This is a genomic window from Streptomyces sp. NPDC001156, assembly GCF_053598275.1.
In genome coordinates this window covers 1-23,529 of record NZ_JBSFJX010000125.1, presented here as the reverse complement: position 1 = coordinate 23,529, position 23,529 = coordinate 1, and the positions used below count along the sequence as shown (strand labels likewise).

The 23,529-nt window shown below is 69.5% G+C and carries 20 protein-coding genes and 5 pseudogenes; 19 read left to right on the top strand and 6 right to left on the bottom strand.

Features of this window, described 5'->3' with window-relative positions; translation table 11 throughout:
• Positions 1 to 90: 90 nt before the first annotated feature.
• Positions 91 to 198 (top strand): annotated as a pseudogene (locus ACWDA7_RS36215) (pyridoxamine 5'-phosphate oxidase family protein); the annotation flags it as partial.
• Between the two features lie 150 nt (positions 199 to 348).
• Here the strand turns inward: ACWDA7_RS36215 and ACWDA7_RS36210 are convergent.
• A pseudogene (locus ACWDA7_RS36210) lies at positions 349 to 1,621 on the bottom strand (ISL3 family transposase).
• 170 nt (positions 1,622 to 1,791) lie between these two features.
• Between ACWDA7_RS36210 and ACWDA7_RS36205 the strand changes: the two are divergent.
• Positions 1,792 to 2,550 carry an LOG family protein gene (locus ACWDA7_RS36205; RefSeq protein ID WP_450610087.1) on the top strand — a complete coding sequence of 253 codons (759 nt, stop codon included), beginning with the start codon at positions 1,792 to 1,794 and terminating at the stop codon, positions 2,548 to 2,550.
• 9 nt (positions 2,551 to 2,559) lie between these two features.
• On the opposite strand, the gene ACWDA7_RS36200 is transcribed toward ACWDA7_RS36205, so the two are convergent.
• Positions 2,560 to 2,856, bottom strand: coding sequence for a hypothetical protein (locus ACWDA7_RS36200; RefSeq protein WP_450610085.1), 297 nt, complete (start codon positions 2,854 to 2,856; stop codon positions 2,560 to 2,562).
• Between the two features lie 100 nt (positions 2,857 to 2,956).
• Positions 2,957 to 3,367 carry a hypothetical protein gene (locus tag ACWDA7_RS36195; RefSeq protein ID WP_450610083.1) on the bottom strand — a complete coding sequence of 137 codons (411 nt, stop codon included), beginning with the start codon at positions 3,365 to 3,367 and terminating at the stop codon, positions 2,957 to 2,959.
• An 82-nt stretch (positions 3,368 to 3,449) separates the two neighbouring features.
• Between ACWDA7_RS36195 and ACWDA7_RS36190 the strand changes: the two genes are divergently transcribed.
• Positions 3,450 to 4,577, top strand: coding sequence for an IS701 family transposase (locus tag ACWDA7_RS36190; protein WP_450610081.1), 1,128 nt, complete (start codon positions 3,450 to 3,452; stop codon positions 4,575 to 4,577).
• Positions 4,578 to 4,620: 43 nt separating this feature from the next.
• Positions 4,621 to 5,857: pseudogene (locus ACWDA7_RS36185) on the top strand (ISL3 family transposase); the annotation flags it as partial.
• A gap of 48 nt (positions 5,858 to 5,905) precedes the next feature.
• Here the strand turns inward: ACWDA7_RS36185 and ACWDA7_RS36180 are convergent.
• The 3 genes and pseudogenes from ACWDA7_RS36180 to ACWDA7_RS36170 all read right to left on the bottom strand — a co-directional run.
• Positions 5,906 to 6,127: pseudogene (locus tag ACWDA7_RS36180) on the bottom strand (integrase); the annotation flags it as partial.
• Positions 6,128 to 6,168: 41 nt separating this feature from the next.
• The gene (locus tag ACWDA7_RS36175; protein WP_450610079.1) at positions 6,169 to 6,870 is read right to left on the bottom strand and encodes a hypothetical protein; all 702 of its coding nucleotides are present in this window, start codon (positions 6,868 to 6,870) and stop codon (positions 6,169 to 6,171) included.
• 143 nt (positions 6,871 to 7,013) lie between these two features.
• Complete coding sequence (locus ACWDA7_RS36170) at positions 7,014 to 7,670, bottom strand: TetR/AcrR family transcriptional regulator (protein WP_450610077.1); 657 nt, start codon at positions 7,668 to 7,670, stop codon at positions 7,014 to 7,016.
• 157 nt (positions 7,671 to 7,827) lie between these two features.
• On the opposite strand from ACWDA7_RS36170, the gene ACWDA7_RS36165 reads away from it, so the two are divergent.
• The 15 genes and pseudogenes from ACWDA7_RS36165 to ACWDA7_RS36095 form a co-directional block, all read left to right on the top strand.
• Positions 7,828 to 8,781, top strand: coding sequence for a fumarylacetoacetate hydrolase family protein (locus ACWDA7_RS36165; protein ID WP_450610075.1), 954 nt, complete (start codon positions 7,828 to 7,830; stop codon positions 8,779 to 8,781).
• Positions 8,782 to 8,875: 94 nt separating this feature from the next.
• A complete protein-coding gene (locus ACWDA7_RS36160) occupies positions 8,876 to 10,798 on the top strand; it encodes an acyl-CoA synthetase (RefSeq protein WP_450610074.1) in 1,923 nt (640 codons plus the stop codon).
• Positions 10,799 to 10,865: 67 nt separating this feature from the next.
• Positions 10,866 to 11,216 carry a DoxX family protein gene (locus ACWDA7_RS36155; protein ID WP_450610072.1) on the top strand — a complete coding sequence of 117 codons (351 nt, stop codon included), beginning with the start codon at positions 10,866 to 10,868 and terminating at the stop codon, positions 11,214 to 11,216.
• Between the two features lie 346 nt (positions 11,217 to 11,562).
• Positions 11,563 to 13,329 (top strand): FAD-dependent monooxygenase, encoded by a 1,767-nt coding sequence (locus ACWDA7_RS36150; RefSeq protein WP_450610070.1) that lies wholly within the window; start codon positions 11,563 to 11,565, stop codon positions 13,327 to 13,329.
• A 137-nt stretch (positions 13,330 to 13,466) separates the two neighbouring features.
• Complete coding sequence (locus ACWDA7_RS36145; RefSeq protein WP_450610069.1) at positions 13,467 to 14,618, top strand: VOC family protein; 1,152 nt, start codon at positions 13,467 to 13,469, stop codon at positions 14,616 to 14,618.
• Positions 14,615 to 16,288: a bifunctional 3-(3-hydroxy-phenyl)propionate/3-hydroxycinnamic acid hydroxylase MhpA gene (gene mhpA, locus ACWDA7_RS36140; RefSeq protein ID WP_450610067.1), complete on the top strand. Its 1,674-nt coding sequence runs from the start codon at positions 14,615 to 14,617 to the stop codon at positions 16,286 to 16,288. The genes ACWDA7_RS36145 and mhpA overlap by 4 nt, the downstream gene beginning before the upstream one ends.
• Before the next feature lie 553 nt (positions 16,289 to 16,841).
• Positions 16,842 to 17,519, top strand: a complete 678-nt coding sequence (locus tag ACWDA7_RS36135; RefSeq protein WP_450610065.1) for an HdeD family acid-resistance protein — start codon at positions 16,842 to 16,844, stop codon at positions 17,517 to 17,519.
• 214 nt (positions 17,520 to 17,733) lie between these two features.
• Entirely contained in the window at positions 17,734 to 18,291 is a 558-nt protein-coding gene (locus tag ACWDA7_RS36130) for a hypothetical protein (protein ID WP_450610063.1), read from the top strand.
• Between the two features lie 208 nt (positions 18,292 to 18,499).
• On the top strand, positions 18,500 to 18,718 hold the full coding sequence (locus tag ACWDA7_RS36125) for a ferredoxin (RefSeq protein ID WP_450610061.1): 219 nt from the start codon (positions 18,500 to 18,502) through the stop codon (positions 18,716 to 18,718).
• A complete protein-coding gene (locus ACWDA7_RS36120; RefSeq protein WP_450610059.1) occupies positions 18,715 to 20,118 on the top strand; it encodes an NAD(P)/FAD-dependent oxidoreductase in 1,404 nt (467 codons plus the stop codon). The genes ACWDA7_RS36125 and ACWDA7_RS36120 overlap by 4 nt, the downstream gene beginning before the upstream one ends.
• Positions 20,119 to 20,179: 61 nt before the next feature.
• Positions 20,180 to 20,446 (top strand): hypothetical protein, encoded by a 267-nt coding sequence (locus ACWDA7_RS36115; RefSeq protein WP_450610057.1) that lies wholly within the window; start codon positions 20,180 to 20,182, stop codon positions 20,444 to 20,446.
• Positions 20,443 to 21,246: a cytochrome P450 gene (locus ACWDA7_RS36110; protein ID WP_450610056.1), complete on the top strand. Its 804-nt coding sequence runs from the start codon at positions 20,443 to 20,445 to the stop codon at positions 21,244 to 21,246. The genes ACWDA7_RS36115 and ACWDA7_RS36110 overlap by 4 nt, the downstream gene beginning before the upstream one ends.
• 23 nt (positions 21,247 to 21,269) lie before the next feature.
• Positions 21,270 to 22,316, top strand: a complete 1,047-nt coding sequence (locus ACWDA7_RS36105) for an NAD(P)-dependent alcohol dehydrogenase (RefSeq protein WP_450610054.1) — start codon at positions 21,270 to 21,272, stop codon at positions 22,314 to 22,316.
• A 341-nt stretch (positions 22,317 to 22,657) separates the two neighbouring features.
• Positions 22,658 to 22,937, top strand: a pseudogene (gene tnpA, locus ACWDA7_RS36100) (IS200/IS605 family transposase); the annotation flags it as partial.
• Between the two features lie 95 nt (positions 22,938 to 23,032).
• Positions 23,033 to 23,529, top strand: a 497-nt coding sequence (locus ACWDA7_RS36095) for a transposase (RefSeq protein ID WP_450610052.1), incomplete at its 3' end; no start/stop codon positions are given.

Genomic DNA, 23,529 nt, shown 5'->3' with positions numbered 1-23,529 from the left:
CGCGGGAGACCAGTGCATCCACCACCGTTCGGGATGCGCCAGTTGACCAGGACTGGGTACAAGACTCACTCCTGCTCACTGACTAGGAACGGTTCCTTTCTGTATGTACGCGTGGTCCCGAGGACTGTGCGCGCTTGGCGCGACGAGCCGGAGCTACGCGGGAGAGTCATCATGCGCGACGGGATGTGGCTGGAATAACGGCCGTCCCTCGCCGACACGCCCCTCTCGGATCACGATCTACAGCTGGAGTATTAATAGGGATGTTCGGGTGGAGTGCTGCGTGGAGGACATGCGCACGTCCCCCGCTGATAACCGGCTCTCCTGTCACTTTCACTTCCGTGGGTGGGTTCATGCAGGGTGACGGCCTGGTAGGTGTGGCCGGTGGCCGCCGAGGCTGAGCATGGCGAGCGCGATGAGCGCTGCGGGATCTTTGAAGCCGAAAGCCATGCGGGTGATCAGGCGGATCTTGGTGTTCATGGATTCGACGAGACCGTTGCTCAGCCCGTGCTCGGCGGCCGCGACGATGGCGTCCCAGTGCTTGACGATCGAGCGCTGCAGCTTCACGAAGGGTTCCAGACGGCAACGCCGGGCCAGGTGACCCAGTCCCACAACGCCTCGGCGATGTTCTCGCCCTGCTTGAGGGCGACCCGCAGGCCCTCCTTGAGCAGGTAGGCGCGGTGCAGGGTGGGATGAGCCTTGGCGATGAAGGCGAGTTGGGCGCGCTGGCCGGCGGTGAGGTCCTCTGGGTTCTTCCACAGCGCGAAGCGGGCCTTCTTCAGCGACTTCGAGCCGCGTGTGGAACGCCCCTTGCCGCCGCGCTCGGCGTTCCACACGGCGCGGCGGACCTCGTCCAGGGCGTCGGTGGCCCACTGCACGGTGTGGAACGGGTCCATCACCCGCACCGAGTTCGGACACTGCTCGGCTATGACCGTGGAGATCCACTCGGCGGCGTCCGCGGTCACGTGCGTGATCTTCGCTGCCCGCTCCTCGCCCAGCAGGCCGAAGAAGGTCCGCAGGGTGTCCGCGTCCCGGCCCGGTGCCGCCCATACAAGGCGCCCGGTGTCGTGATCGACCACGATGGTCAGGTACTTGTGGTGCTTCTTGTAGGAGATCTCGTCGATCCCGATCCGGCGCAGGCCCGCCAGCAGGTCCACCCGCTCGGTCACCGACGCCCACACCCGCGCGCAGATGCTGCCGACCGTGCGCCAGCCGATCCGCATCAGCTCGGTGACCGTGGTCTTCGAACAATGCGTGGCCAGCCAGGCCACCGTCTCGTCGAACGGCAGAGTGTGCCCGGCGCCGTGCCTGGCCCACGGGACCGAGGCCACCGTCACGCCGTGATCGGGACACCACACGCGCGGCGCATCCGCCTCGATCACCGCCTGGAAGGTGCCCAGGTCCAAAGCCCGCCACCGCCGCCGCCCCTCCCCGTTGTCGTACTTGCCGCACGCCGCTCGCAGACCCCGCAGCGCAGCCGGCGCCCACGTGCAGGGCGCGCATGCACCACGATCAGCACATCCTCTGCAGCCTGAGCATCGGGCACGCTCTCCTCGACCTCGACCGCCTCGATCACCGTCCTTTCGACACCCAGCAGCCGAGTCCATATCCTTGAAAATCGCACGCCGTATCCAGGTTCTTCCGTTTCGTTCTGTCGCAAGCCGAAACGTATCCGGGATACGGCGTGTTCTGTGTATCAGGCCAGGTCAGCGACCCACGGAAGTGACAGGAGAGCCTGATAACCGGGGTGACTCTACGCTGAAGTGGAACGACGCCCGAGCGGAGGGAGCACACATGCCTACTGGCAACCCCGAGGGCAAGAAGATCCCGCCGGATGAGAAGCGGCTCGGACCAGTGCTGCGTAGGCGGGACGCGGTTCAGGCAAGCACGACCGACCAGCGTCTGCTGGATTCACGCGCCCCTTCGGACTGGGTCCACACCGACCCCTGGCGCGTGCTGCGCATCCAGTCGGAGTTCATCGAGGGCTTCGGTACCCTGGCCGAACTCCCTCCCGCGATCAGTGTGTTCGGCTCGGCCCGGACACCGGTGGACTCGGCCGAGTACGAGGCCGGAGTCCGGCTCGGGCGCGGCCTCGTGGAGGCCGGCTGGGCGGTGATCACCGGCGGCGGACCCGGCGCCATGGAAGCGGCGAACAAGGGCGCCTGCGAGGCCAAGGGGATTTCGGTCGGTCTCAATATCGAGCTGCCCTTCGAGCAGGGGCTGAACCCGTACGTCGATATCGGCCTGAACTTTCGCTACTTTTTTGTGCGAAAAATGATGTTTGTCAAATATGCGCAGGGGTTCGTCGTCCTGCCGGGCGGCCTCAGCACGCTGGACGAATTCTTCGAGGCCCTGACCCTGGTCCAGACCCAGAAGGTGACCCGCTTCCCGATCGTCCTGTACGGCACGGAGTACTGGGGCGGCCTGGTGGACTGGCTGAAGCACACCCTGGTGGCCGAGGGGAAGGCGGCGGAGAAGGATCTTCTCCTGTTCCATCTGACGGACGACGTGGAGGAAGCGGTGGCGCTGGTCTCCAAGGAGGCTCAGCGCTAGCTGTGAGCGTCACAGCTTGAGCTTGTCGGCGAGGGCCTGGTGCTGGGCGGCCTGCTGCATCTGCGCGGTCATCGCCATGAGCTGGTGCGCGGTGATCGCGGCCTGTTTGCTGGCCTCGATGTCCGAGACGACTTCGCTCGCTCCGAACTTCATCTCGATCACGCTAGCAGTGTGCTCGGCCGTGACCGGCTTGCCGAAGTCGGTCACGGCCTCCCACTCGCCGTTCGTGTGCTGCACGATCATGAAGGCGGTGCGGACCTGGAGGGTGCCGTCGGGGCCGTTGGGGGTGGGGGTGTCGAGGGGCACGGTTGCTCCTAGTACGGCAGTCGGACTTCGTGGTCTGACTCAGCTCGACGCGATGAGTGCTGGCGTCTTCGCTGGTGGGAAGGTGCATGCGTGGTTGGCCCTAGCTGACGGGCCACACGCTTGGGCTGCCCGCTCGTACGTAGTCGGCGTATTCGTCCATGCCGAGGCCGCGGTTCATCCATCTGCTCCGGACTGCCCCGGTCAATGACTCTGCCAGCTCGAGCGCCCCCAGCGGCTCGGATGCGATCCCGAGTTCACAGAAGGGCATATCCTCGTCGTCCTCATGCGGGTAGAGGAACGGTGGAAGCTCGTAGAGATTCCGCCGTCCCTGGTAGCCGTCGGCCCGATCCACGCCGCCGTACAGCGTGATCACGTAGCCCTGCTCCCGCGGCCAGATCTCCACCCATGCGACGCCCCGCTCGCCGTTGTGTTCCTTCGGTCCGAGGAACTGCTCGATCTCTGCTCCACGACGCAGTGCCCCGACGGCGAACGCTTCAACCAGATAACGCATGCCACCACGGTAAACGGGAGGTCTGACAGCGAAGAAGCCGACGATTCCGACGTCGATCAGACCGCCCCGTGATCATCATGGTGTGACTCAAGTTGAATACGGGGCGGTCGGCACCGCCAATGTAGACGCGGGCGCTTTCGAGGCGCACTTCGCAGAGCTTTCCGGGGTCATCGCACCGCTCTTCTCTCGACGTGACCTGCGATCGAACGCGACGGCGTACGTGCAGGGGCTACTGTGCCCGGGGGTGTCCGGCAACTGCTGGGCGATCGCGCAGGCGGCCGGGTACGCGCGGCCCTACCGGCTCCAGCACCTGCTGTCCGGGGCGGTGTGGGACGAGGACGCGGTGCGCGATCAGGTGCGCGGCTTCGTCGCCGGGCACCTGGGCGACGGCGGGGTGCTGATCTTCGATGAGACCGGCGATCTGAAGAAGGGATGCTCCACGGCTGGGGCCGGGCGGCAGTACACCGGCACCGCCGGGCGGATTGAGAACGCGATCGTCGCCGTGTACGCGACCTACGCCACCGCGGCCGGGCACGCTTTGATCGACCGGGACCTGTACGTGCAGAAACAATGGTTCACCGACCCGGAGCGGATGGCGAAAGCCGGCTTCCCTGCCGATCACGCCTTCGCCAGCAAGCCACAACTGGCCAAGGCGCAGGCCGAACGTGCCCTGGACGCCGAGCTCGCGGTGGCGTGGGGCACTGCGGACGAGGTCTACGGGCGCAGCGGCGAGTTGCGCGAGGTGTTCGAGTACCGCGGTATCGGCTACGTCTTCGCCGTCGGGTGCGACTTTACGATCACCACCTCAGGGCACGAACAGATGCGGGCCGACCAGGCGCTCGGTCTCGTTGAGCCGCGTGGGTGGAACCGGCGCTCGGCAGGCGCCGGGTCGAAAGGGCCGCGCTACTACGACTGGGCGTGGATCGCCACCGCCTCCCCGCGCCACCACGTGCTCATCCGCCGCTCGATCAGCACCGGCGAACTCGCCTACTACCTCGCGTTCGTGCCCGAGCACTACGCCTGCTCCCTAACCGACCTGGTCAAGGTCGCCAGCAGCCGGTGGGCCGTGGAGGACGACTTCCAAGTCTCGAAGCAGGCCACAGCCCTCGACGGCACCCAGGTCCGCGGCTACCGCGCCTGGAAACGCCACATCACCCTCGTCATGGCCGCCTACGCGCGGGTGTGTCAACTTAACGGCTCTGGCCCGTAGTCGGTGGTGACACCGAGTAGCCGTCCGCGATCACGATCTTGTGATGGATGTCAACTCCCTTATGGGGACGGTGTTTTCCGGGCTGTCGGTGCTGGTCGTCGAGGACGTGGCGGACGGCGGTGACGCGGTGGTGGTCACGGGCCGCATTCGGGATGTGGCAGTGCCCTGTCCGGTGTGCGGGACGCCGACGGCGAAGGTGCACGGGTATCACCACCGGACGATGACGGACGTACCGGTCGACGGCCGCCAGGTCGTCTTCCACCTGCGCGTACGACGGCTGGTCTGTCCGGTCCTGGGCTGCCGGCGGCAGACCTTCCGCGAGCAGATTCCCGGACTACTGGAGCGCCATCAGCGCCGCACGGTGCGGCTGGCCAGCCAGATATCCCAGGTGGCGCGGGAGTTATGCGGCCGGGCGGCCGCCCGCCTCGCCGGCCTGCTGGCCGTGCCCGTTTCCCGCAGCACCGCGCTGCGCCATCTACGGCGCCTACCACTGCCGCAACAGGCCATCCCGCGGGTGATCGGCGTGGACGATTTCGCCCTGCGCCGCCGCCACCGCTACGCCACGATCATCACCGATGCCGAGACCGGCAGACGCGTCGCGGTCCTGCCCGACCGCGAGGCCGCCACCCTGGAGTCCTGGCTGCGCGACCATCCCGGCATCGAGGTCGTGTGCCGGGACGGATCGGCCACAGGCCACCTACGCCGAGGCCGTCCGCCGCGCCCTACCCGACGCGGTGCAGGTCAGCGACCGATGGCACCTCTGGCGCAACCTGTGCGACAAAGTCCTGCTCGAGGTCCGCGCCCACGCCGACTGCTGGGCCACCATCAACCCGCCCCGCCCCGGCGGAGTACGCGAGCAGACCACCCGCGACCGCTGGCACAAGGTCCACAGCCTCCTCGGCCAGGGCGTCGGCCTGCTCGACTGCTCCCGCCGCCTCAACCTGGCCCTGAACACCGTCAAACGCTACGCCCGCATGCCCGAACCCCAGGCCCTGCGCATCGCCCCCGCCTACCGGCCCACCCTCGTCGACCCCTACCGCGACCACCTCCGCGAACGGCGCCAGGCCGACCCCGCCGTGCCCGTCCTGCACCTGTTCCGTGAGATCAAGGAACTTGGCTACACCGGCAGCCTCAACCTGCTGCACCGCTACCTCAACCAGGGCCGCGCTGAAGGCGACCGTCCCGTCACCACCCCGCGCCACGCCAGCCGCCTCCTGCTCACCAACCCCGAAAACCTGCGCCCGAAGGAAACCACCTTGCTGGGGACCGCGTCGGGGAGCGGGGCCCAGTCCCGCGCTGCGCAGGATGCGGCGGATGGTTGAGGCGCCCACTCGGTGGCCCAAGCGCTTGAGCTCGCCCTGGATGCGGGCCGAGCCCCAGGTCGGATTTTCGCGGGCCAGGCGCAGGATCACGGCGGTGAGCCTCTCGGAGACCGGCGGCCGTCCGGTGCGCGCCGGTTCCTGTTTCCACTTCCAGCGGACGAGCCGGCGGTGCCAGGTGAGCAGGGTGCCCGGGGTGATCAAGCGATGCCAGCGAAGCCGGGCCGGCATGTGCCGGGCGAGGGCGGCGAGCACGGCGCGCTCCGGCCAGGTCAGCCGCGGCCGTACCGCGAGCCGGCGGCGCAATACCGCGTTCTCGTGCCGCAACGACAGTAGCTCGACTTCCTTGGCCTCCCCAGACCGGGACAACAGAACGAGCAGTCCAAGGAGCCGTCGGTGTCCCTCGCCGACCAGACATTCAGATCGGTGCGGAAGCCCCTGGGGTCGTAGTACTCATGGTCGATCGTGCGGGCGACCACATCGTAAAGACCGTGCAGCATCAACTCCCGGTTGAAAATACAGATCTTGTCCCTCGGTACCCCGGGGTAGAGGCGGAACTCGCTCTCCACCGTCACCCGTCCCAACCTGTTGAGCCGCTCCGCGAGCACGGACAGCGACTGGTCGTACGCCTGGCACCTCCGTTCCTGGCGTCGCCGGGATTCGGAGTCGTCTAGCGGCTCGCCGTTCGGCCCCACCCTGGACGGGACAGTCATGGGCTGCCCGAAATCCGGCACAAGCACCCTGATGCAGACACGCCTGGTCCGTCCGGGATCATCGAGAAGCTCCTCCAAGCGGCCGTTAAGCGCGCCGAAGATCGTCTCCCCGGTATAGCCGAGAAAGGTGATCTCCACCGTCCGGGCACGGAAGGCCTCGCCCACGAACCGGCCCAACTCACGCAACCCCACCTGTGACCGCACAGGCAGCCGAAGCGACGCGGCCAGGTCCTTCACCGCGTCGTACAGCACGTACGCCACGAGCCTGAGCAGCGCGTCACCTGCAGGGCGCCTCCGAGCCGCGTTGAGCTGGCGGTCGCCTCACTGGGGCATCCACTGCTGCAAGATTGACTATCTGATCGGCTGGAACGCCCTGGAGGAGACGCTTGACGGGGACTTCCAGTTCAGGTCGCGGGCAGGGGCCGGGTGGCGATCTCCTGTGCTTCAGTGCGCGTCAGGCCGAACATGCGCAGTAGGCGGGCGGCCAGTTGATCGGTGACGCGCTCGGCATCGAGGTCGGGGCGGGTCTCCAGGAGGTGCAGCACTCCGAGCAGGGCGCCGCCGGTCATGGCGACGGCGGTATGGGGGTCATCGATGTCCAGCCGCCCGCTGTCGGCGGCAGCCTGCAAGTCCCGCATCGCCTGCGGGGCCAAGCCGCCCTCGGAAGTCAGGTAGGGCATACCAGTACGCACGAAGATCCTGGCCATCTGCGGGTGGGTGCGCTGCAGTCGGCCGGTCAGGCGGACGCTCGCGGCGAATACCTCCGCCGGGTCCTTCAGATCTCCTACGACGGAGTCCAGAAGAGCGCCATGTTCCTCCAAGGTGAGAGCGACGGCGGCGTCGAACAGCTCGTCCTTGCTGGTGAAGTGGTTGTAGAAGGAGCCAAAGCCGACGTCCGCCGCCTCGGTGATCTCCTGGATGCTCACGTCGGCCCGCCCCTGCTCGGCGAGAAGCCTCTGCGCGGCGGCGACCAGCGCGGCCCGGGTGCGTGCCTTGCGCCGATCCAGGCGGTTGGGCACCTGGCTATCGGCCCTGCCCTGTCCCTGTCCGTCGATAGTCATCCCCACACCCTACCCATTGGATCATGATGATTTATTCATCAGTGATTGAAACACCCCTTGACGAGTTCCTCATCTGGACTGATTCTTCCATCACTAGTGACCGGAGGCTGCTCGCGGGAGCAGTTCGGTCGACGCTGTCCAGGACTCGGGAGAGCCGATGAGTATCCAGGTCGTCCGTACCTCAGACGGCTGGTGGGTGGAGAGCGGCACAGGATGGCTGCACCACGTCGTCACCGATGCGGACACCACCGCTGGCCTGCTCGCCGACCGCTCCGCCGTGCAGGAGGCGGCCGCCCGCGCCGCAGCCGACCCCGACGCTGGGGTTTCCGCTGGAGAAGGGGAGCTGCTGTCGCCCGTCACCACCCCCTGCCGAGTAGTGGCGCAGATGGTCAACTACCGCTCCCACGCAGTGGACTGCGGATTCGACCCGGACACCGTCCCGCCCGCGTTCTTCCGCAAGGCCTCCGGGTCCGTCAGCGGCCCCTACCAGGACATCGTGCGTCCACAGCACGTGCGGTTCCTGGACTACGAGGTCGAACTCGGCCTCGTGATGGGCGCGGACCTGCCGGTCGGCACCGAGGTCACCGACTCCACCCTGCCGGAGTATGTCGCCGCACTGGTCGTCGCCGACGACGTCAGCGCCCGCGACGTGCAGCTGCCCAAGACCCAGTTCTACGAGTCCAAGTCGTACCCCACCTTCACCCCGCTCGGCCCCCGCCTGTTCCTGGTCGACGCCGACGACCTGGCCCGACTGCCGGACCTGCGGCTCACGTTGAAGGTCAATGGGACCACCCGACAGGACCACACCACCACGGACATGATCGTCCGGCCCGCGCGCGCACTCAGCCTGCTGGCCCGCTTCCAGACCCTGAAGCCCGGTGACGTCCTGCTCACCGGAACTCCCGGCGGCACCGCCCTCAAGTCCCCGGGCAAGCTCCTGGCCACGCTTGCCGCCCTGCTGCCCCCGCACAAGCGCTGGCAGAAGTTCTTCGCCCGCCAGCAGAAGAACTCCGACTACCTCAAGGACGGCGACGTCGTCACGGCCCGCATCGCGACCGACGACGGCGTACTCGACCTCGGCGAGCAGCGCACGGTGGTGCGCGCCCGCTGACCACTCCCGGGACCCCCGCCCGGGACCGGCCGGCCCGGCTTCCCCGTACCGGGCCGGCCACTCACCCCATCCCTCACCCTGCAAAGGCGCACCGGTGACACTCACTCCCATCGACCTGCTGTGGCCCACCTACGACAGCCCCGCAGACCTGCCTGCCATCGAGGCCGTCCCGCTGCACGAGCGCGGCCTGCCCGCCACCACCTACGACACCCTGCTCCGCGCCGCCCGCCTGTGGCCCGACCGCCCGGCCCTGACAGTCCTGCCCGATGCCGCACACTTCCTGCGCCCCGCCACCGCGACCTTTGCGCAGCTGCGCGACCAGGTGCATCGCACCGCCAACCTGCTGCGCTCTCTCGGCGTCACCCGCCGCGACGCCGTGGCCCTGCTCTCGCCGAACACCGCAGAACTGCCCACCGCGCTTCTGGCCGCGCAAGCCGCCGGTATCGCCGCCCCGGTCAACCCAGGCCTGGCGCCCGAACACGTCGAGCAGCTGCTTCGGCGCGGCGGGGCACGAGTGCTCATCGCCGCCGGTCCGCAGCTGGATGCGCAAGTGTGGGCCACAGCACGGCAGGTCGCCTCCGCTCTGCGCCTGGACGCGCTGCTGGCCCTGGCCCCCACCGCGGCCGACGGCCCCACCCCGGCCCTGGAACCGGTCGAGGGCGTACGCGTGGACTACCTCACGGAGCTGGCCGCGGCGCACCCCGCCGAGAAGCTGGTGGACATCGAGCCCCCAGCCGCCGACGATCTGGCCGCCTACTTCCACACCGGTGGCACCACCGGGACCCCCAAGCTCGCCGCGCACACGCACGCCAACGAGGTCGTCGATGCCTGGATGGTGGCCGCGAGCATCCCGCTGGACACGGACTCGGTGATGTTCGCGGCGCTGCCGTTGTTCCACGTCAACGCCCTGATCGTCACCCTGCTCGGCCCCCTGCTGCGCGGCCAGCGGGTGGTGTGGGCCGGGCCACTGGGCTACCGCGATCCCGAGCTGTACGGGGTGTTCTGGAAGCTGGTGGAGCACTACCGCATCGCCGCGATGTCCGCCGTACCCACCGTGTACTCCGTCCTCGCACGCGTCCCCGTCGACGCGGACATCTCCAGCATGCGGTTCGCCGCCGTCGGCGCCTCCCCGCTACCGCCCGCCGTACGGGAGTCCTTCGAGGAACACACCGGCATCCCGCTGTGCGAGGGCTACGGGCTGACCGAGGCGACCTGCGCCTCCGCCCTCGGCCTGCCCGGTCACACCCGACCCGGCACCGTCGGTCGGCGCCTGCCCTACCAGCAGGTCAAGACCGTGCGAATCGACCCGGACACCGGCCAGTGGCACGACCTGCCGCCAGGCACCACCGGGGTGCTCGCCGTCAGTGGCCCCGTGGTCTTCGCCGGCTACGTCACCGAGCACACCACCCACGGGCCGTGCCTGCAGACCGCCGGAAAGATATGCGACGGCTGGCTGGAGACCGGCGACCTGGCCCGCATCGACGCCGACGGCTTCATCTGTCTCACTGGCCGCGCCAAGGACCTGATCATCCGCGGGGGCCACAACATCGACCCCGCCGGAATCGAGGACGCCCTCCTCGCCCACCCCGAGGTCACCGCCGCCGCGGCGGTCGGCCGTCCCGACCCACACGCCGGCGAGGTGCCCGTCGCCTACGTCACCCTCACCCCCGGCGCCCACGTGGACCCCGCCGAGCTGCTCACCTGGGCCACCGAACGGGTACCCGAGCGCGCCGCCGCCCCGCGAGAAGTGCTCGTGATCGACGCCATCCCGCTCACCGCCGTCGGCAAGCCCTACAAGCTCGGCCTGCGCCTGGACGCCACCCGCCGCGCGGTCCACGCCGAACTGGCCGCCCAAGGCGCGGACTGCGACCCGGAACGGATCGTGTGCCGGCCGCACGACGGCGGTGTCCGCGTCGTGCTGCCCGCCCCCGCCGACGAGGCGGTACGGCGCAGGGCCACCGCAGCCCTCGACCGGTACGTCCTGCACTGGCAGTACGCCCCCCAGCAAGGCACCTGACCTGGGCCACAGCGACCCGCTTCCGGATGGCAGCGAGCCATCCCTTCCGCACAGGGAGAACACCTCCATGAGTACCGCCACCATCGTCCTGGCCGTCGTCCTGGCCGGGATCTTCCTCCTGTTGGGGTCGGCCAAGCTCGCGGCAGTGCCCGCGATGCGCCAGGCCGCAGCCCACGTCGGCATGACCACCACCCACTACCGCATGCTGGGCGCTCTGGAGGCGGCGGCAGCGGCCGGGCTGCTGGCCGGCCTGCGGATCACCGCGCTCGGTGCCGCCGCCTCAGCAGGCCTGATCCTGCTCATGACCGGAGCCGTCGTCGTACACCTGCGCAGCGGCGACCCGGCCGCCCGCTGCCTGCCAGCCGCCGTCGTGGGCGCCCTGGCCGCAGCCCATCTCGTCCTTCTGGTCGGCGGCTAGCCGACCGCACACCCCGTGGCCGACGCCGACGTGTCGCCGTGACCGCCCAGCCGCCGCCTGGGACCCAAAGAGCATCACCATGAGCCGCATCGACGTCCGCCAGCATCTGCCGCCTCGCGCCTCCACGCGGTGGCCGAAGTAGCACAGCGGCCACGCTCCCAGCCGCCGCGAAGTTCGCACTGAACTCGCCGTCGCTCACTTCACCAGCGAGTACGACCGCCACCCGGCCTCGACACCGTCAGCCACCACGCCACCGACCGGGGAAACGCCCTCGCGCTGCTCCCCTGCCTCTCCTGAGCCGTCCCCACCCACTGGCCGCGAGCCGCGACACCCCACGGAGTAACCCATGAACGACATCGACGTCCCCGTCCTCATCGTCGGCGGAGGCGGCGCGGGACTCACCGCCTCCATGCTGCTCAGCCGCATCGGCATCGAATCCCTGCTAGTCACCGCCTGGCCCAGCACCTCCGTCCTGCCCAAGGCCCACGTCCTGAACCAACGCGCTATGGAGGTCATGCGCGACGTCGACGTGGCCGACACCATCTACGCCGCCTCCACCCCGGCCGAGCAGATGTCCCACACCGCCTGGTACGTCGGCCTGGCCGGCGAGGGCGAGGACTGGGGACGCCAGGTCGCCAAGATGGAGGCCTGGGGCGCCGGCGGCCACTCCCCGGAGTGGCTCGCGGCCAGCCCCGAGCGGCAGGCCAACCTGCCCCAGATCCGCCTGGAGCCGGTCCTACGCGCCCGCGCCGAGGAACTCGCGCCCGGCCGGGTCCGCTTCCACCACGAGTTGACCGAACTCGCCCAGGACAACGAGAGCGTCACCGCCACCGTCACCGACCGCGACACCGGCGAGACCTACCGGGTGCGGGCCCGTTACCTGCTGGGCTGCGACGGCGGCCGCACCGTCGGCCCCGCCGTGGGCATCGTCCAAGAGGGCGTGCGCAACCTCGCCCGGGTGGTCTCCTTCCACCTGTCCGCCGACCTGTCCCGCTGGGCGCACGACCCCGATGTGCTGATCCGCTGGCTGTGGCTGCCCGACCTCGGCATCCCCGGCGTTCTCGTGCCCATGGGCCCCGACCACTGGGGCCCCGAGTCCGAGGAGTGGGTCTTCCACCTCAACTACGGGCCCGAGGACGGCCGCGCGCTGGACGACGACGCCGTGCTGGCCGACATGCGCACGGCGCTGGGGCTGACCGACAGCCAGGTGACGGTCCACATGATCTCCCGCTGGTCCCTGGAGGGCGTGGTTGCCGACCGCTACCGCTCCGGCCGCGTCCTGATCGCCGGCGACGCCGCCCACCGACACCCGCCCACCGGCGGCCTCGGCCTGACCTCCGCCATGCACGACGTCCACAACCTCACCTGGAAGGTCGCCGCCGTCCTGAACGGCCATGCCGACGACGCCCTACTGGACACCTACGAGGCCGAGCGCCGGCCGTCAGACTCCGCCAACGTCCAGCGCTCGCTGGAGAACGCCATGAACCACATTGCGATCAACGCCCTCTTCGGCGGCGGGCCGCAGGCAGGCGAGGAGGAGAACTGGCGGCAGGCCCGCCGACTGTGGAGCGAGGACCCCGCCGACACCGAGTTCCGCCGCACCTTCCTGGCCACCGTGGCCGCACAGTCCATGGAGTTCAACGAACTTGGCATCGAGTTCGGCTACACCTACGACTCCGCGGCGATCGTCCCCGACGGCACTCCCGCACCCGAGAACCCCGACCCCATCCGCGTCTACAAGCCAGCCGCCCGCCCCGGAAACCCGCTGCCCCACGCCTGGCTGGAAGACCTCGACGGCAATCGCCTGGCCCTGGCCCACCTGGTCCGCCCCGGCCGCTTCCTGCTGATCGCCGGGGAGGACGGCCAGGCCTGGTGCGAGGCCGCCGAGAAACTCGCCGCACAAAGCGGGCTGTCGCTGGACGCGATCCGTGTCGGCCACGTCGACGGCGACTACCGCGACCTGCGCTCCACCTGGACCGCCACACGCGGGCACACCCCGCAAGGCGCCGTCCTGGTGCGCCCGGACCGCTTCATCGGCTGGCGCGCCCAGGGCGCGGCCACCGACCCCCTTGCCGAACTCACCACCGCGCTGAACACCGTGCTCGCACGGTAGGGGCCCCTCACCCGCCGCCCACGCCCGGCCCCCGCCGACCGCTGTTGCACCAGACGAGCCGGGCATCCCCACCGCCACCCAGCCCGCACCCGCCACCACTGCAACCGGTCGCGGGAGCCGCCGTAAGGGAATCCGCCATGAACGACCCCGCACCCACCCCCGTCCCCACGGCCGACGCCCACCAGGGCCTGCACAGCGAACAGGGCGCTCTGCGCGGGGAACACCCCGGCCGCGCCGCCCAGCCCGTCATCAAGGTGGTCGACCTGGCCTGGCTCGAGTTCACCAAGCCCGACCTGGACCGCGCCGAGACCTTCGCCCACGACTTCGGCTTCACCACCGCCGCCCGTACCGACGACACCCTCTACCTGCGCGGTGCCCTGGCCGGCACCCACTGCCTGGTGATCCGCCGCGGCCCCGCCTCCCAGTTCGTCGGACCCGTCTTCCAGGCCGCCGACGCCGCCGACCTCGACCGGCTGGCCCGCGCCACCGGACACGAGGTCCGACCCCTCACCGAGCACGGCGGCGGCCGCGCCGTGGACCTGCTCGACCCCTCCGGCATCCCGGTCCGCGTCGTACACGGCGTCGCCGAGCACCCCGCACGCTCTCTGCAACAGCCCCTGATCTTCAACACCGGCACCACTACCGCAGCCGCCCGGGTCAACGCCACCCAGCGCCCGCCCCGCACACCCTCCCAGGTGCAGCGCCTGGGCCACGTCGTGTTGTCCACCCGGGTCTTCCGGCGCGCCTTGGACTGGTACCTGCAGCACCTGGGCCTGATCGTCAGCGACTTCCTCTACCTGGACGGGCAGCGCGACCGCGGCCCCACCATGGCCTTCATCCGCTGCGACCGCGGCAGCGAACCGGCCGACCACCACACCCTGGCCATGCACCTGGGCCCCGACACGGGCTATGTCCACTCCGCCTACCAGGTCGCCGACCTCGACACGCTGGCGGCCGGCGGCGAGTACCTGCGCGAGTGCGGCTACCGCCACTCCTGGGGCATCGGCCGGCACATCCAGGGCAGCCAGATCTTCGACTACTGGCGCGACCCGGACCGCTTCATGATGGAGCACTTCACCGACGGCGACGTCTTCGACGACACGCTGGAACCTGGCTGGGCCGCCATGTCCGCCTCCGGCCTGGCCCAGTGGGGCCCGCCGGCCACCCGGGACTTCCTCGGCACCACCCCCTCGCCCGGCATGCTCCTCCAGGCGATCTCCGCGCTGCGCGAGGACAACGAAATCGACCGCGCCCGTCTGCTGGGCCTGATGAAAGCGTTGAACTCGTGACCGCCACCGCCCCCGAGCACGTGCCCGTCGTGGTAATCGGTGCCGGGCCCACCGGGCTGACCGTCGCCACCCTCCTCGCCCGCCACGGCGTGCCCGCCCTGGTCCTGGATCGCCACCGCGCCCCGTATCCGCTGCCGCGCGCCGTCCACCTGGACGACGAGGTGCACCGCATCCTCCAGGCCGTGGGCATCCATGAGACTTTCAGCGAGATCAGCCGCCCCGCCCGCGGTATGCGACTGCTGGACGGCTCCCATCGGGTACTGGCCGAGTTCCTGCGCGACAACCCGTGCGGCCGGCACGGCTTTCCCCAGGCCAACATGTTCGACCAGCCCGAACTCGAGCAGCTACTCCGGGACAACCTCACAAACCACCCCCTGGTGACGCTGCGCGGAGGCATCGAGATCACCGCCGTGACTCCGCCCCCGCACAGCGGCGCTCCGGTGGAGGTGTCCTTCCGGGACGAGGACACCGGTGTCTCCCACACGCTCCTGGCCGACGCGGTCCTGGGATGCGACGGCGCCAACAGCCTGGTCCGCGCCTCCATCGGCTCCCGCATGCAGGACCTCGCCACCGCCCAGCAGTGGCTGGTCGTCGACATCCGCTGCCGCCGGCCGCTGCCCGCCTGGGACGGCGTCCACCAGATATGCGACCCGCAACGGGCGGCCACCTACATGCGTGTCGGCGAGGACCGCTACCGCTGGGAGTTCCGCCTGCGCGCGGGCGAGCAGCCAAAGGAGCTCACCGACCGCAAGCGTCTGCTCGAGCTGATCGCCCCCTGGACGCCGGGCATCTCCGAGAACGAACTGCACGTCCTGCGCACCGCCTCCTACACCTTCCGTGCCCAGGTCGCCGACCGCTGGCGCAAGGGCCGCATCTTCCTACTCGGTGACGCCGCCCACCTCACGCCGCCCTTCATCGGCCAGGGCATGGGCTCGGGCCTGCGCGACGCCCACAACCTCGCCTGGAAACTCGCCCGTGTCCTCACCGGCCGGGCGAACGAGGCCCTGCTGAACACCTACCAGGCCGAACGCCGCCTCCACGCACGGCAGCTGATCCGCACCGCCGTGGGCGTCGGCGCTCTCATGACCGGGGGTGGAACGGGGACCGCACTAGCCCGCAATGCCGTCCTGCCCGCCATCGCCCGCCTCCCGGGCGCCTCCAATCTCGTGCTGTCCGCTGTCAGCCCGCCGCTGAGGCCAGGCCCCCTGATCAGCTCCCGCCGCCGCCTCGGCCACCCGCGTCCCGGGACCCTGTGCCCCCAACCCCTGGTCCCCGGCACCGATGGCAGCCAACGCCCGCTGGACGACCTGCTCGGCGAAGACTTCGCGCTCCTGGCCGCCGCGCCGCTCAGCCCGGCCCTGCACGCGCTGGTGCGAGCGCTGGACGCCCGCGTCATCCACCTGCACAACCCTCGGCGACCAAAGCCCGGCACAGGCGGCGCCGACCTTGGTGCCGATCCGGGCACAACCGCCCTGGTCCACTGGATGGGCACCGCAGGCGCCGTCCTGCTCCGTCCCGACCGGGTCGTCCTCGCCACCGCGGCCCGGCCCCGCCTCGGCAGGACGTGCGGAGACGACCTCGCGGCCGCCGTAGCGGCCTGGGCACCCATGCTGTGCAGCCGCGGCCGGGCAGCAGGGGGCGCCATCACCGTGGCCACGGAACCACCCTGACGGCGGCTGAGTCCGCATCGCAGAAGAGCCCCCGGTCCATCCCCGGGAGAGCATCGCGCCCATGACCTCCACGGTTGGGCCGCCGAGCTGCTTCAGCTCACTGAGCAGCCGGCAGGCCCCTCGGGCACGGATCCGTCGTCGGCCAATACACGTAACTACGCGAAACTGGCCTCCCAGCGCGAGGACAGCACGTCCTTAAGTGACTGTTCGTCGACCTCTCGGCTGCGCGGCGCACCTGCATGGCACGCGGCGCGCCGCCGGGCGACGGCCCATAGAACGGGCGAGGCTCTCGGGTGAGCCGTCGAGGCCCACCGTCACGACGGGATCCATGGCAACCGTCTCCGTCTCGTGCGGAGCTAGAACAACGGTGAGCGAGTTCGCCGGTCCAGGCCGCGTCGGCACGCCGACCATGACTTCCTATTCAAGGAGCACCGCATGCGCCACGCACCACCGCCGCATTTTCCGTCTCCACCGAGCGACATGAGGCCGATCGGATGACGATGGACGTGTACTGACGTGGCCACGCTGCTCCCAGAAGGAGGAGGCAGGCGTCATGACATCTCCTTCCGATTCCTCGAACCCCGTTCCCCCGCCCGGCACCAAGCCACAAGAGGCGCCCCTGGCCGAAGGCATGGCTGCTCTGGCGAACTTGGGCTGGCAGATCCTGCTCACCATGGGCGTTGCCACCATCGCCCTGGGCGTCATCGCCTTGGTCTGGCCGGGTGCGACGCTGCGGGTCGTCGGCGTTCTCTTCGGCGTCTATCTGCTGGTCACAGGTGTCTTCGAGCTGGCTGGCGCCTTTGGCACGCATGTGCCCCGGCATCTTCGGGTACTGCATTTCATCACGGGTGCGCTCTCCATCATGCTGGGGTTGATCTGCTTCCGGGGCGCCCTGCAGTCGATTCTGCTGCTCGCCCTGTGGATCGGCTTCAGCTGGCTGCTGCGCGGCACTATGGAGACGGCTGCGGCGGCCTCCGCTCAGGACATGCCGGCACGCGGCTGGCACGTGGCCTTCGGCATCATCGGCTCTCTGGCGGGCATCGTGCTGATCGTCATGCCGTTCGCCTCGATCGCGACACTCACCCTGGTAGCGGGCGTCATGGCCATAGTTCTGGGCCTGACCGAGGTCGTCCGCGCCATCAGGACGCGCGTCGAAGTCGGCCATCTCGCTCCGGCCACAGCCACCCATCGGCGACCCCTGTTCCACACCCGTCCGCACCCCCAGCACTGATCGGCGGAGCCGGATCGGCCAGCCGCGGCAAGGAGCGAAAAACCGCACGCCCAGATGGGCAGAGCCCCGGTCAGCGTCGGCGCCGCACGGCCGCGGACGACCGCGTGTCCGTGCTCCATAGGGGCGTACACCGTTCCTGACTTGTTCAATCGATCCCAGACGCGCGGTTCGCGGCCGTAGCGTCGCGGGTGCCGGTTGGCACGGGCTCGACCCTGTGGTTCTGATCGGCGTCGACCCTCACAAGTCGTCCCACACTGCCGTCGCGGTCGACGCCGCGGGCCATCAGCTGGCCCAGCGCTGGTCCGCCGTCAATGCCGGCACCTTCCGCCAGCTGATGCGCTGGTGCGAGCAGTGGCCCGAACGCCGCTTCGCCGTCGAAGGCGCCCGCGGCCCGGGCCGCACCCTCGCCCAGCAACTGGCCGCGGCGGGCGAGAACGTGGTGGACGTGCCTTCCACGCTGTCGGCCCGGGCCCGGCTGCTGGCCTCGGCGCGCAGCCGCAGGCACGCGTGCAGACGCGGGCTGACACCCGTGCATGCAATGTGGCCCGACTCCGCGCGACACGACAGCCGGACCGCCGCCCAGGCCGTCGCCGCCCTGCTCACCGAAGCCCGGGCCGACAACTACAGCTGCCCTGAGCTGAGAGAACCTGTTCTCCGTAACAGCGGGTTTGCGGCCGTCGGAAGACGGGGCGACTATTTTTTAGGGCGGAACGGCCGGGGCAAACCTCGATGCCGACGCCATCGGATGTGGACCGCGACCTTAGGACCGTGACGCTCACCGGCAGTAAGCGTCACCGCGAAAGTACCGCCGTGGCGAAGAAGATCGAACATGTGGTGCTCAGCCGGTTGCGTCGGCCGGGACGACGGGTGGGCTGTCCAGCTGGGTCACCTGACGGGATGCAACCGCCACAGGGCTGCATGACCGCGTCGACGGTCGATGGTCGCCGTGGGGCGGGAGGCAGATCGGAAGGAGTGCGGCCATGCGGATCGTCGTGGACCTGAATCGGTGTCAAGGATACGCACAGTGCGTGTATTTGGCGCACGAGGTCTTCAGGTTGAGTGGTCAGGAGGCGCTCACCTATGAGCCGAACCCCGATGACAAGCGACGCCTGCAGGTTGAGCGAGCCGCTGCGGCGTGCCCGGTGCAGGCGATCGTGATCGACCGCTTGGACGGCGCGGAGGGGAGCGCGACGTCATGACCTTGCCGGCAACGGTCGCAGAGCTGGTGCGCGAGTTCAGGGCCAGCGGCCGGATCGTCATCGTCGGTGCGTCCCTGGCCGGGCTGCGGGCCGCGGAAACCCTGCGTGAGGAGGGCTTCACCGGGTCTCTGACCATCATCGGGGACGAGCCGGACGAGCCCTACGACCGTCCCCCGCTGTCCAAGCAGGTGCTCAAAGGCTGGGTGCCGGCCGACCACACCAAGCTGCCCCGCCTGCGAGAAGTGAATGCCAAGTGGCGGCTCGGAGTGGCCGCCACCGGGCTGGACCGGGCCACCAAGCAGGTGCGCCTGGCCGACGGCGAGCAGATCCCGTACGACCGGTTGCTGATCGCCACGGGCACCCGCGCGCGACAGTGGCCGAACCCGGACGAGGCCGCCTTGGACGGGGTCTACACGCTGCGCTCGCGTGATGATGCCGCACAGCTGCAAAAGGCGCTGGCCGAGCCGCCGTCGCGGGTCGTGGTCATCGGCGCTGGTTTCATCGGCTCGGAAGTGGCCTCCGTCTGCCGCGAACTCGACATCCCGGTGACCGTCGTCGAGCGTGGCTCGGCGCCGCTGGTCGGCGCGCTCGGCGGGGTGATCGGTGAGATCGCCGCGCAGATGCAGCGCGAGCACGACGTGGACCTGCGCTGCGGGCTGGGTGTGTCGTCACTGGAGGGCGACTCCGACGGACACGTGCGGCGTGCTCATCTCTCGGACGGAACCACCGTCGACGCCGACGTGGTGGTGGCCTCGCTGGGGTCGATCCGCAACGTGGAATGGCTGGAGGGCTCCGGGCTGGCGTCCGGCTTCTGGGGCATCGGTTGCGACGCCGGCGGTCGCGCCTTCGACATCAACGGCGTGATCACCGACAGTATCTACGTGGCAGGGGACGTGGCGCGCGCGCCCCACGTGCTGTACGAGTACCAGTTCCTCGCGATGGAGCACTGGGACAACGCCGTGCTCGGTGCCGAGGCCGCGGCCCACAACATGGTGAACCTCGAACCCAACTATCGCCCGCATCTGTTGCTGCCCGGCTTCTGGTCCGGTCAGTTCGGCGTCAACATCAAGTCCGTCGGCGTGCCGCCTTTCGGCGACGAGATCGTCTTCACACAGGGGTCCGTCAAGGAGCGCCGTTTCGCCGCCGCCTACGGTCACCGGGGCCGCGTCGTCGCCGCCGTCACCTTCGATCACGGTAAGTGGCTGGAGTACTACGGAAAGCTGATCGAGCAATCGGGTCCGTTCCCGCCTCCGCCGCCGGGCTGGGACCAGCCGCCTGACATGAAGCCGATGCCGGCCGAGTTCCCGGAACCCGGCGTCCCGACGGCGATCCCCGACGTCGTCCTGACCGGCCACGACCCGAGCGAGCGGAGGGCCGAGTTCCGGCCTCGCCCTCGTTGACGCGCTCGCCAGGTCAAGCGTTCAAACGGACAGCATCGACAGGAAGAAGGAGGGGAGCCTCGTGGTCGAGGAAACCCCCTGGCAGCAGGCCCTCCGCTACGCCAATCGCGCCAATCCGTACCCGTTCTACGAGGAGCTCCGCAGGACGCCGGTGGCGCGGCAGCCGGACGGTACCTACGTCGTCAGTACCTACCGGGAGGTCGTCGCGCTGCTGCACGACCCCCGGGTCAGTTCGGATCCCAGGAAGCTCCCCGTCCCGGTTGCGGCCCTGGCCGAGCGCTCGGCGGAGGCGGGGGCCGAGCCGATCACGGAGGCGGTCATCTGGTGACCGTGATCTGCAAGGTCCTGGGCGTGCCACTGGAAGACGAGCCACGCTTCCACCACTGGGTCGAGACGGCCCTGGGCGCTTTGGATTTCGGCCCCGAGGCCGCCTCTGAGGAGATGCGGAGCCGACTGGCCGGGGGGCGCCAGGCCGTGGAGGAGTTCGAGCAGTTCGCAGCTGAGCTGCTCGACCGGTACGCCCGGCAGCCCGGCCCGGGCATGTTCTCGGCGATGGTGAACGAGGACGGCCCGGAGGGAGCGATGTCCAAGGGCGTGCTCGCGAGTAATGCCTTGCTCCTGATCTTCGCCGGGCATGAAACCACGGTCAATCTCATCGCCCACAGCGTGCTCACCCTGCTGCGGCACCCCGACGCGCTCGAGAAGCTGCGCCGCCGGCCCGAGCTGATCGTGCCCGGCGTCGAGGAGCTGCTGCGCTTCGAGTCGTCGGTCCAGTTCTGGCACACCCGCTCCGCCGCGGAAGACGTCGACATCGCAGGCACCACCATCCCGAAGGGCGCGCCGATCTTCCTGGCGTACGGCTCGGCGAACCGGGACCCGAAGCGGTTCGCCAACCCCGACGAGCTCGACCTCGAACGCCGGGACAACCAGCACCTCGGGTTCAGCCAGGGGATCCACTTTTGCTTCGGCGCTCCGCTCGCGCGGCTGGAGGTCCAGGTCGCGGTCGGCGAGTTCGTCCGCCGGGTGGAGAACCCCCGGCTCGTGGAGGACCCACCGCCGTACCGCCACAACCAGATTTTCCGCGGCCCGCGCCACGTCCTGGTCGACATCGACGGGATCCGCGACTGACTCGGCGTGCGGGAAGGATCGCTATGCGGGCTTTTCAACTGGTCGGATGGCGGCAGCCGCCCGAGCTGCGCGAGGTGCCGGTGCCCGAGCCCGGGCCGGGGCAGGTCCTGGTGAAGGTCGGGGGTGCCGGTGCGTGCCACTCGGATCTGCACATCATGGAGGCACCCGGACCACCACCCGGGTTCGCCACGGAACCTCCCTTCACGCTCGGCCATGAGAATGCGGGATGGGTGGAGAGGCTGGGACCGGGTGTCACCGGGTTCGCGCCCGGGGACCCTGTGGTCGTCTATGGTCCGTGGGGCTGTGGGGTGTGCGCCAACTGCCGCGAGGGCCGGGAGAACTACTGCCAGAAGTTCAGGGGTCAGGGCGGGGGCCTGGGAGGTGGTCACGACGGCGGAATGGCTGAGTACCTGCTGGTCCCGGCGGCGCGGTCCCTGATTCCGCTGGGCACTCTCGACCCACGCCAGGCCGCCCCGCTCAGCGACGCGGGGCTGACCAGCTATCACGCCGTCAAGCGATCGTTGCACCTGCTGGGGCCGGGCTCGACCGCGGTGGTGATCGGGGCGGGCGGTCTGGGTCAGATGGCCATCCAGATGGTGCGAGCGCTCAGCGCGGCGACCACCGTCGTCGCCGTGGACACCGACGCCGGCAAGCTGGAGACCGCCAAGCGCATGGGCGCGGACGAGGTGCTGCTCTCGGGCGAGGAGGCGGTCACGCGCATCAAGGACATGACGGCGCAGCAGGGCGCTCAGCTCGTGCTGGACATGGTCGGCATGGACCCGACTCTGCGGATGGCTGCCCAGATGGCCAGGGTGCTTGGCCACCTGACCATCGTCGGTCTCGGCGGCGGAGCCCTGCCCGTCAACTTCTCGAGCCCGCCGCACGAGTGCTCGGTCGCCTCGCCCTACTGGGGCTCCCTTCCCGAACTGATGGAAGTGATCACCCTCGCCCAGCAGCAAAAGATCAAGATGCTGGTCGAGCACTTCCCTCTGGAGTGCGCCGACGAGGCCTACCAGCTCCTGCACGACGGCAAGATCCAAGGACGTGCCGTGATCACTCCCCACGCGTGAGCACGGCCATCAAGGCGATGTAGTCGTATTCGGCCGTCACAGGCGCGGGAGTGGCAAGCCGTGGGCGCCGGTGCTCCTGGGACGGAATGACCCGCCTCGCGGCGGGCGACTCGCGTCGGCCGCTGGTGACCGGGTCCTCACAGTGGCTGCAGCACGGGGCGTCCCGCCCTCGAGATCTCCGCACCCACCGGCGCCCGGATCACATTGGCTCAGCAGCGCACGCACCCGGAGAGTGTGCCCGGCGAGATCGTGTCCCGCCTCGCTGACTGGCGTAGTCCGGCTGGAACCCGAATCCCAACGTACGCACGGGCCGTCATGTCGTCTACAACCTTCATGCCCACTTGGTTTTCGTCACCCAAGTACCGGCACGGCGTCTTCACCAACGCCATGCTCACCAGGTGTGAGGAGATCATGCGAGATGTGTGCACGGACTTCGAAGCCGAGCTGAAGCAGTTCAACGGCGAACACGACCACGTCCACCTGCTCGTGCACTACCCACCCAAGGTCCAGCTTTCCAAGCTGGTCAACTCCCTCAAGGGCGTCTCCGCCCGCCTGCTCAGGAAGGAGTACAGCGCGCACGTGCGCCGGTACCTGTGGGGCGGGCACTTCTGGTCCGGTTCCTCCCCCGTAAACGACTCCGTTGGGAAATCCGCAAACCGGTGATGGCGGATGGCCTGGACTGTCAGGATCGGCGTGTCGTCGATCAAGGGGGTCGGGTGTCGCTGGAGTCGTGGCGCGATGTCGGGGTGCCGGAGCTGACCGCGCGGGTAGTACGTGCCTCGTTCCCGAAGGGAACGTTGGCGATCCGTGTTCGTGAGGCAATCGGCCCGCTGTTCGAGGACGCATCCTTCGCCGAGGCGTTTCCCCCGCGGGGGCGCCCGGCGGTCTCGCCCGGGGCATTGGCGCTGGTGTCGGTGCTGCAGTACGCGGAGGGACTCAGCGACCGGCAGGCCGCTGATCAGGTGCGGGCCCGGATGGACTGGAAGTTCTTGCTGGGCCTGGAACTGGACGATCCGGGGTTCGACTTCACGGTCCTTGGTGATTTCCGTGCCCGGCTGATCGAGCACGGCCTGGAGGAGAAGGTCCTGGACCTGGTCCTTGAGCGCATCTCCGGTCTGGGGCTGCTGCGCGCGGGGGGCCGTCAGCGGACCGACTCCACCCACGTGCTCGCGGCGGTGCGGACGTTGAACCGGATGGAGTTCGTGGGCGAGAC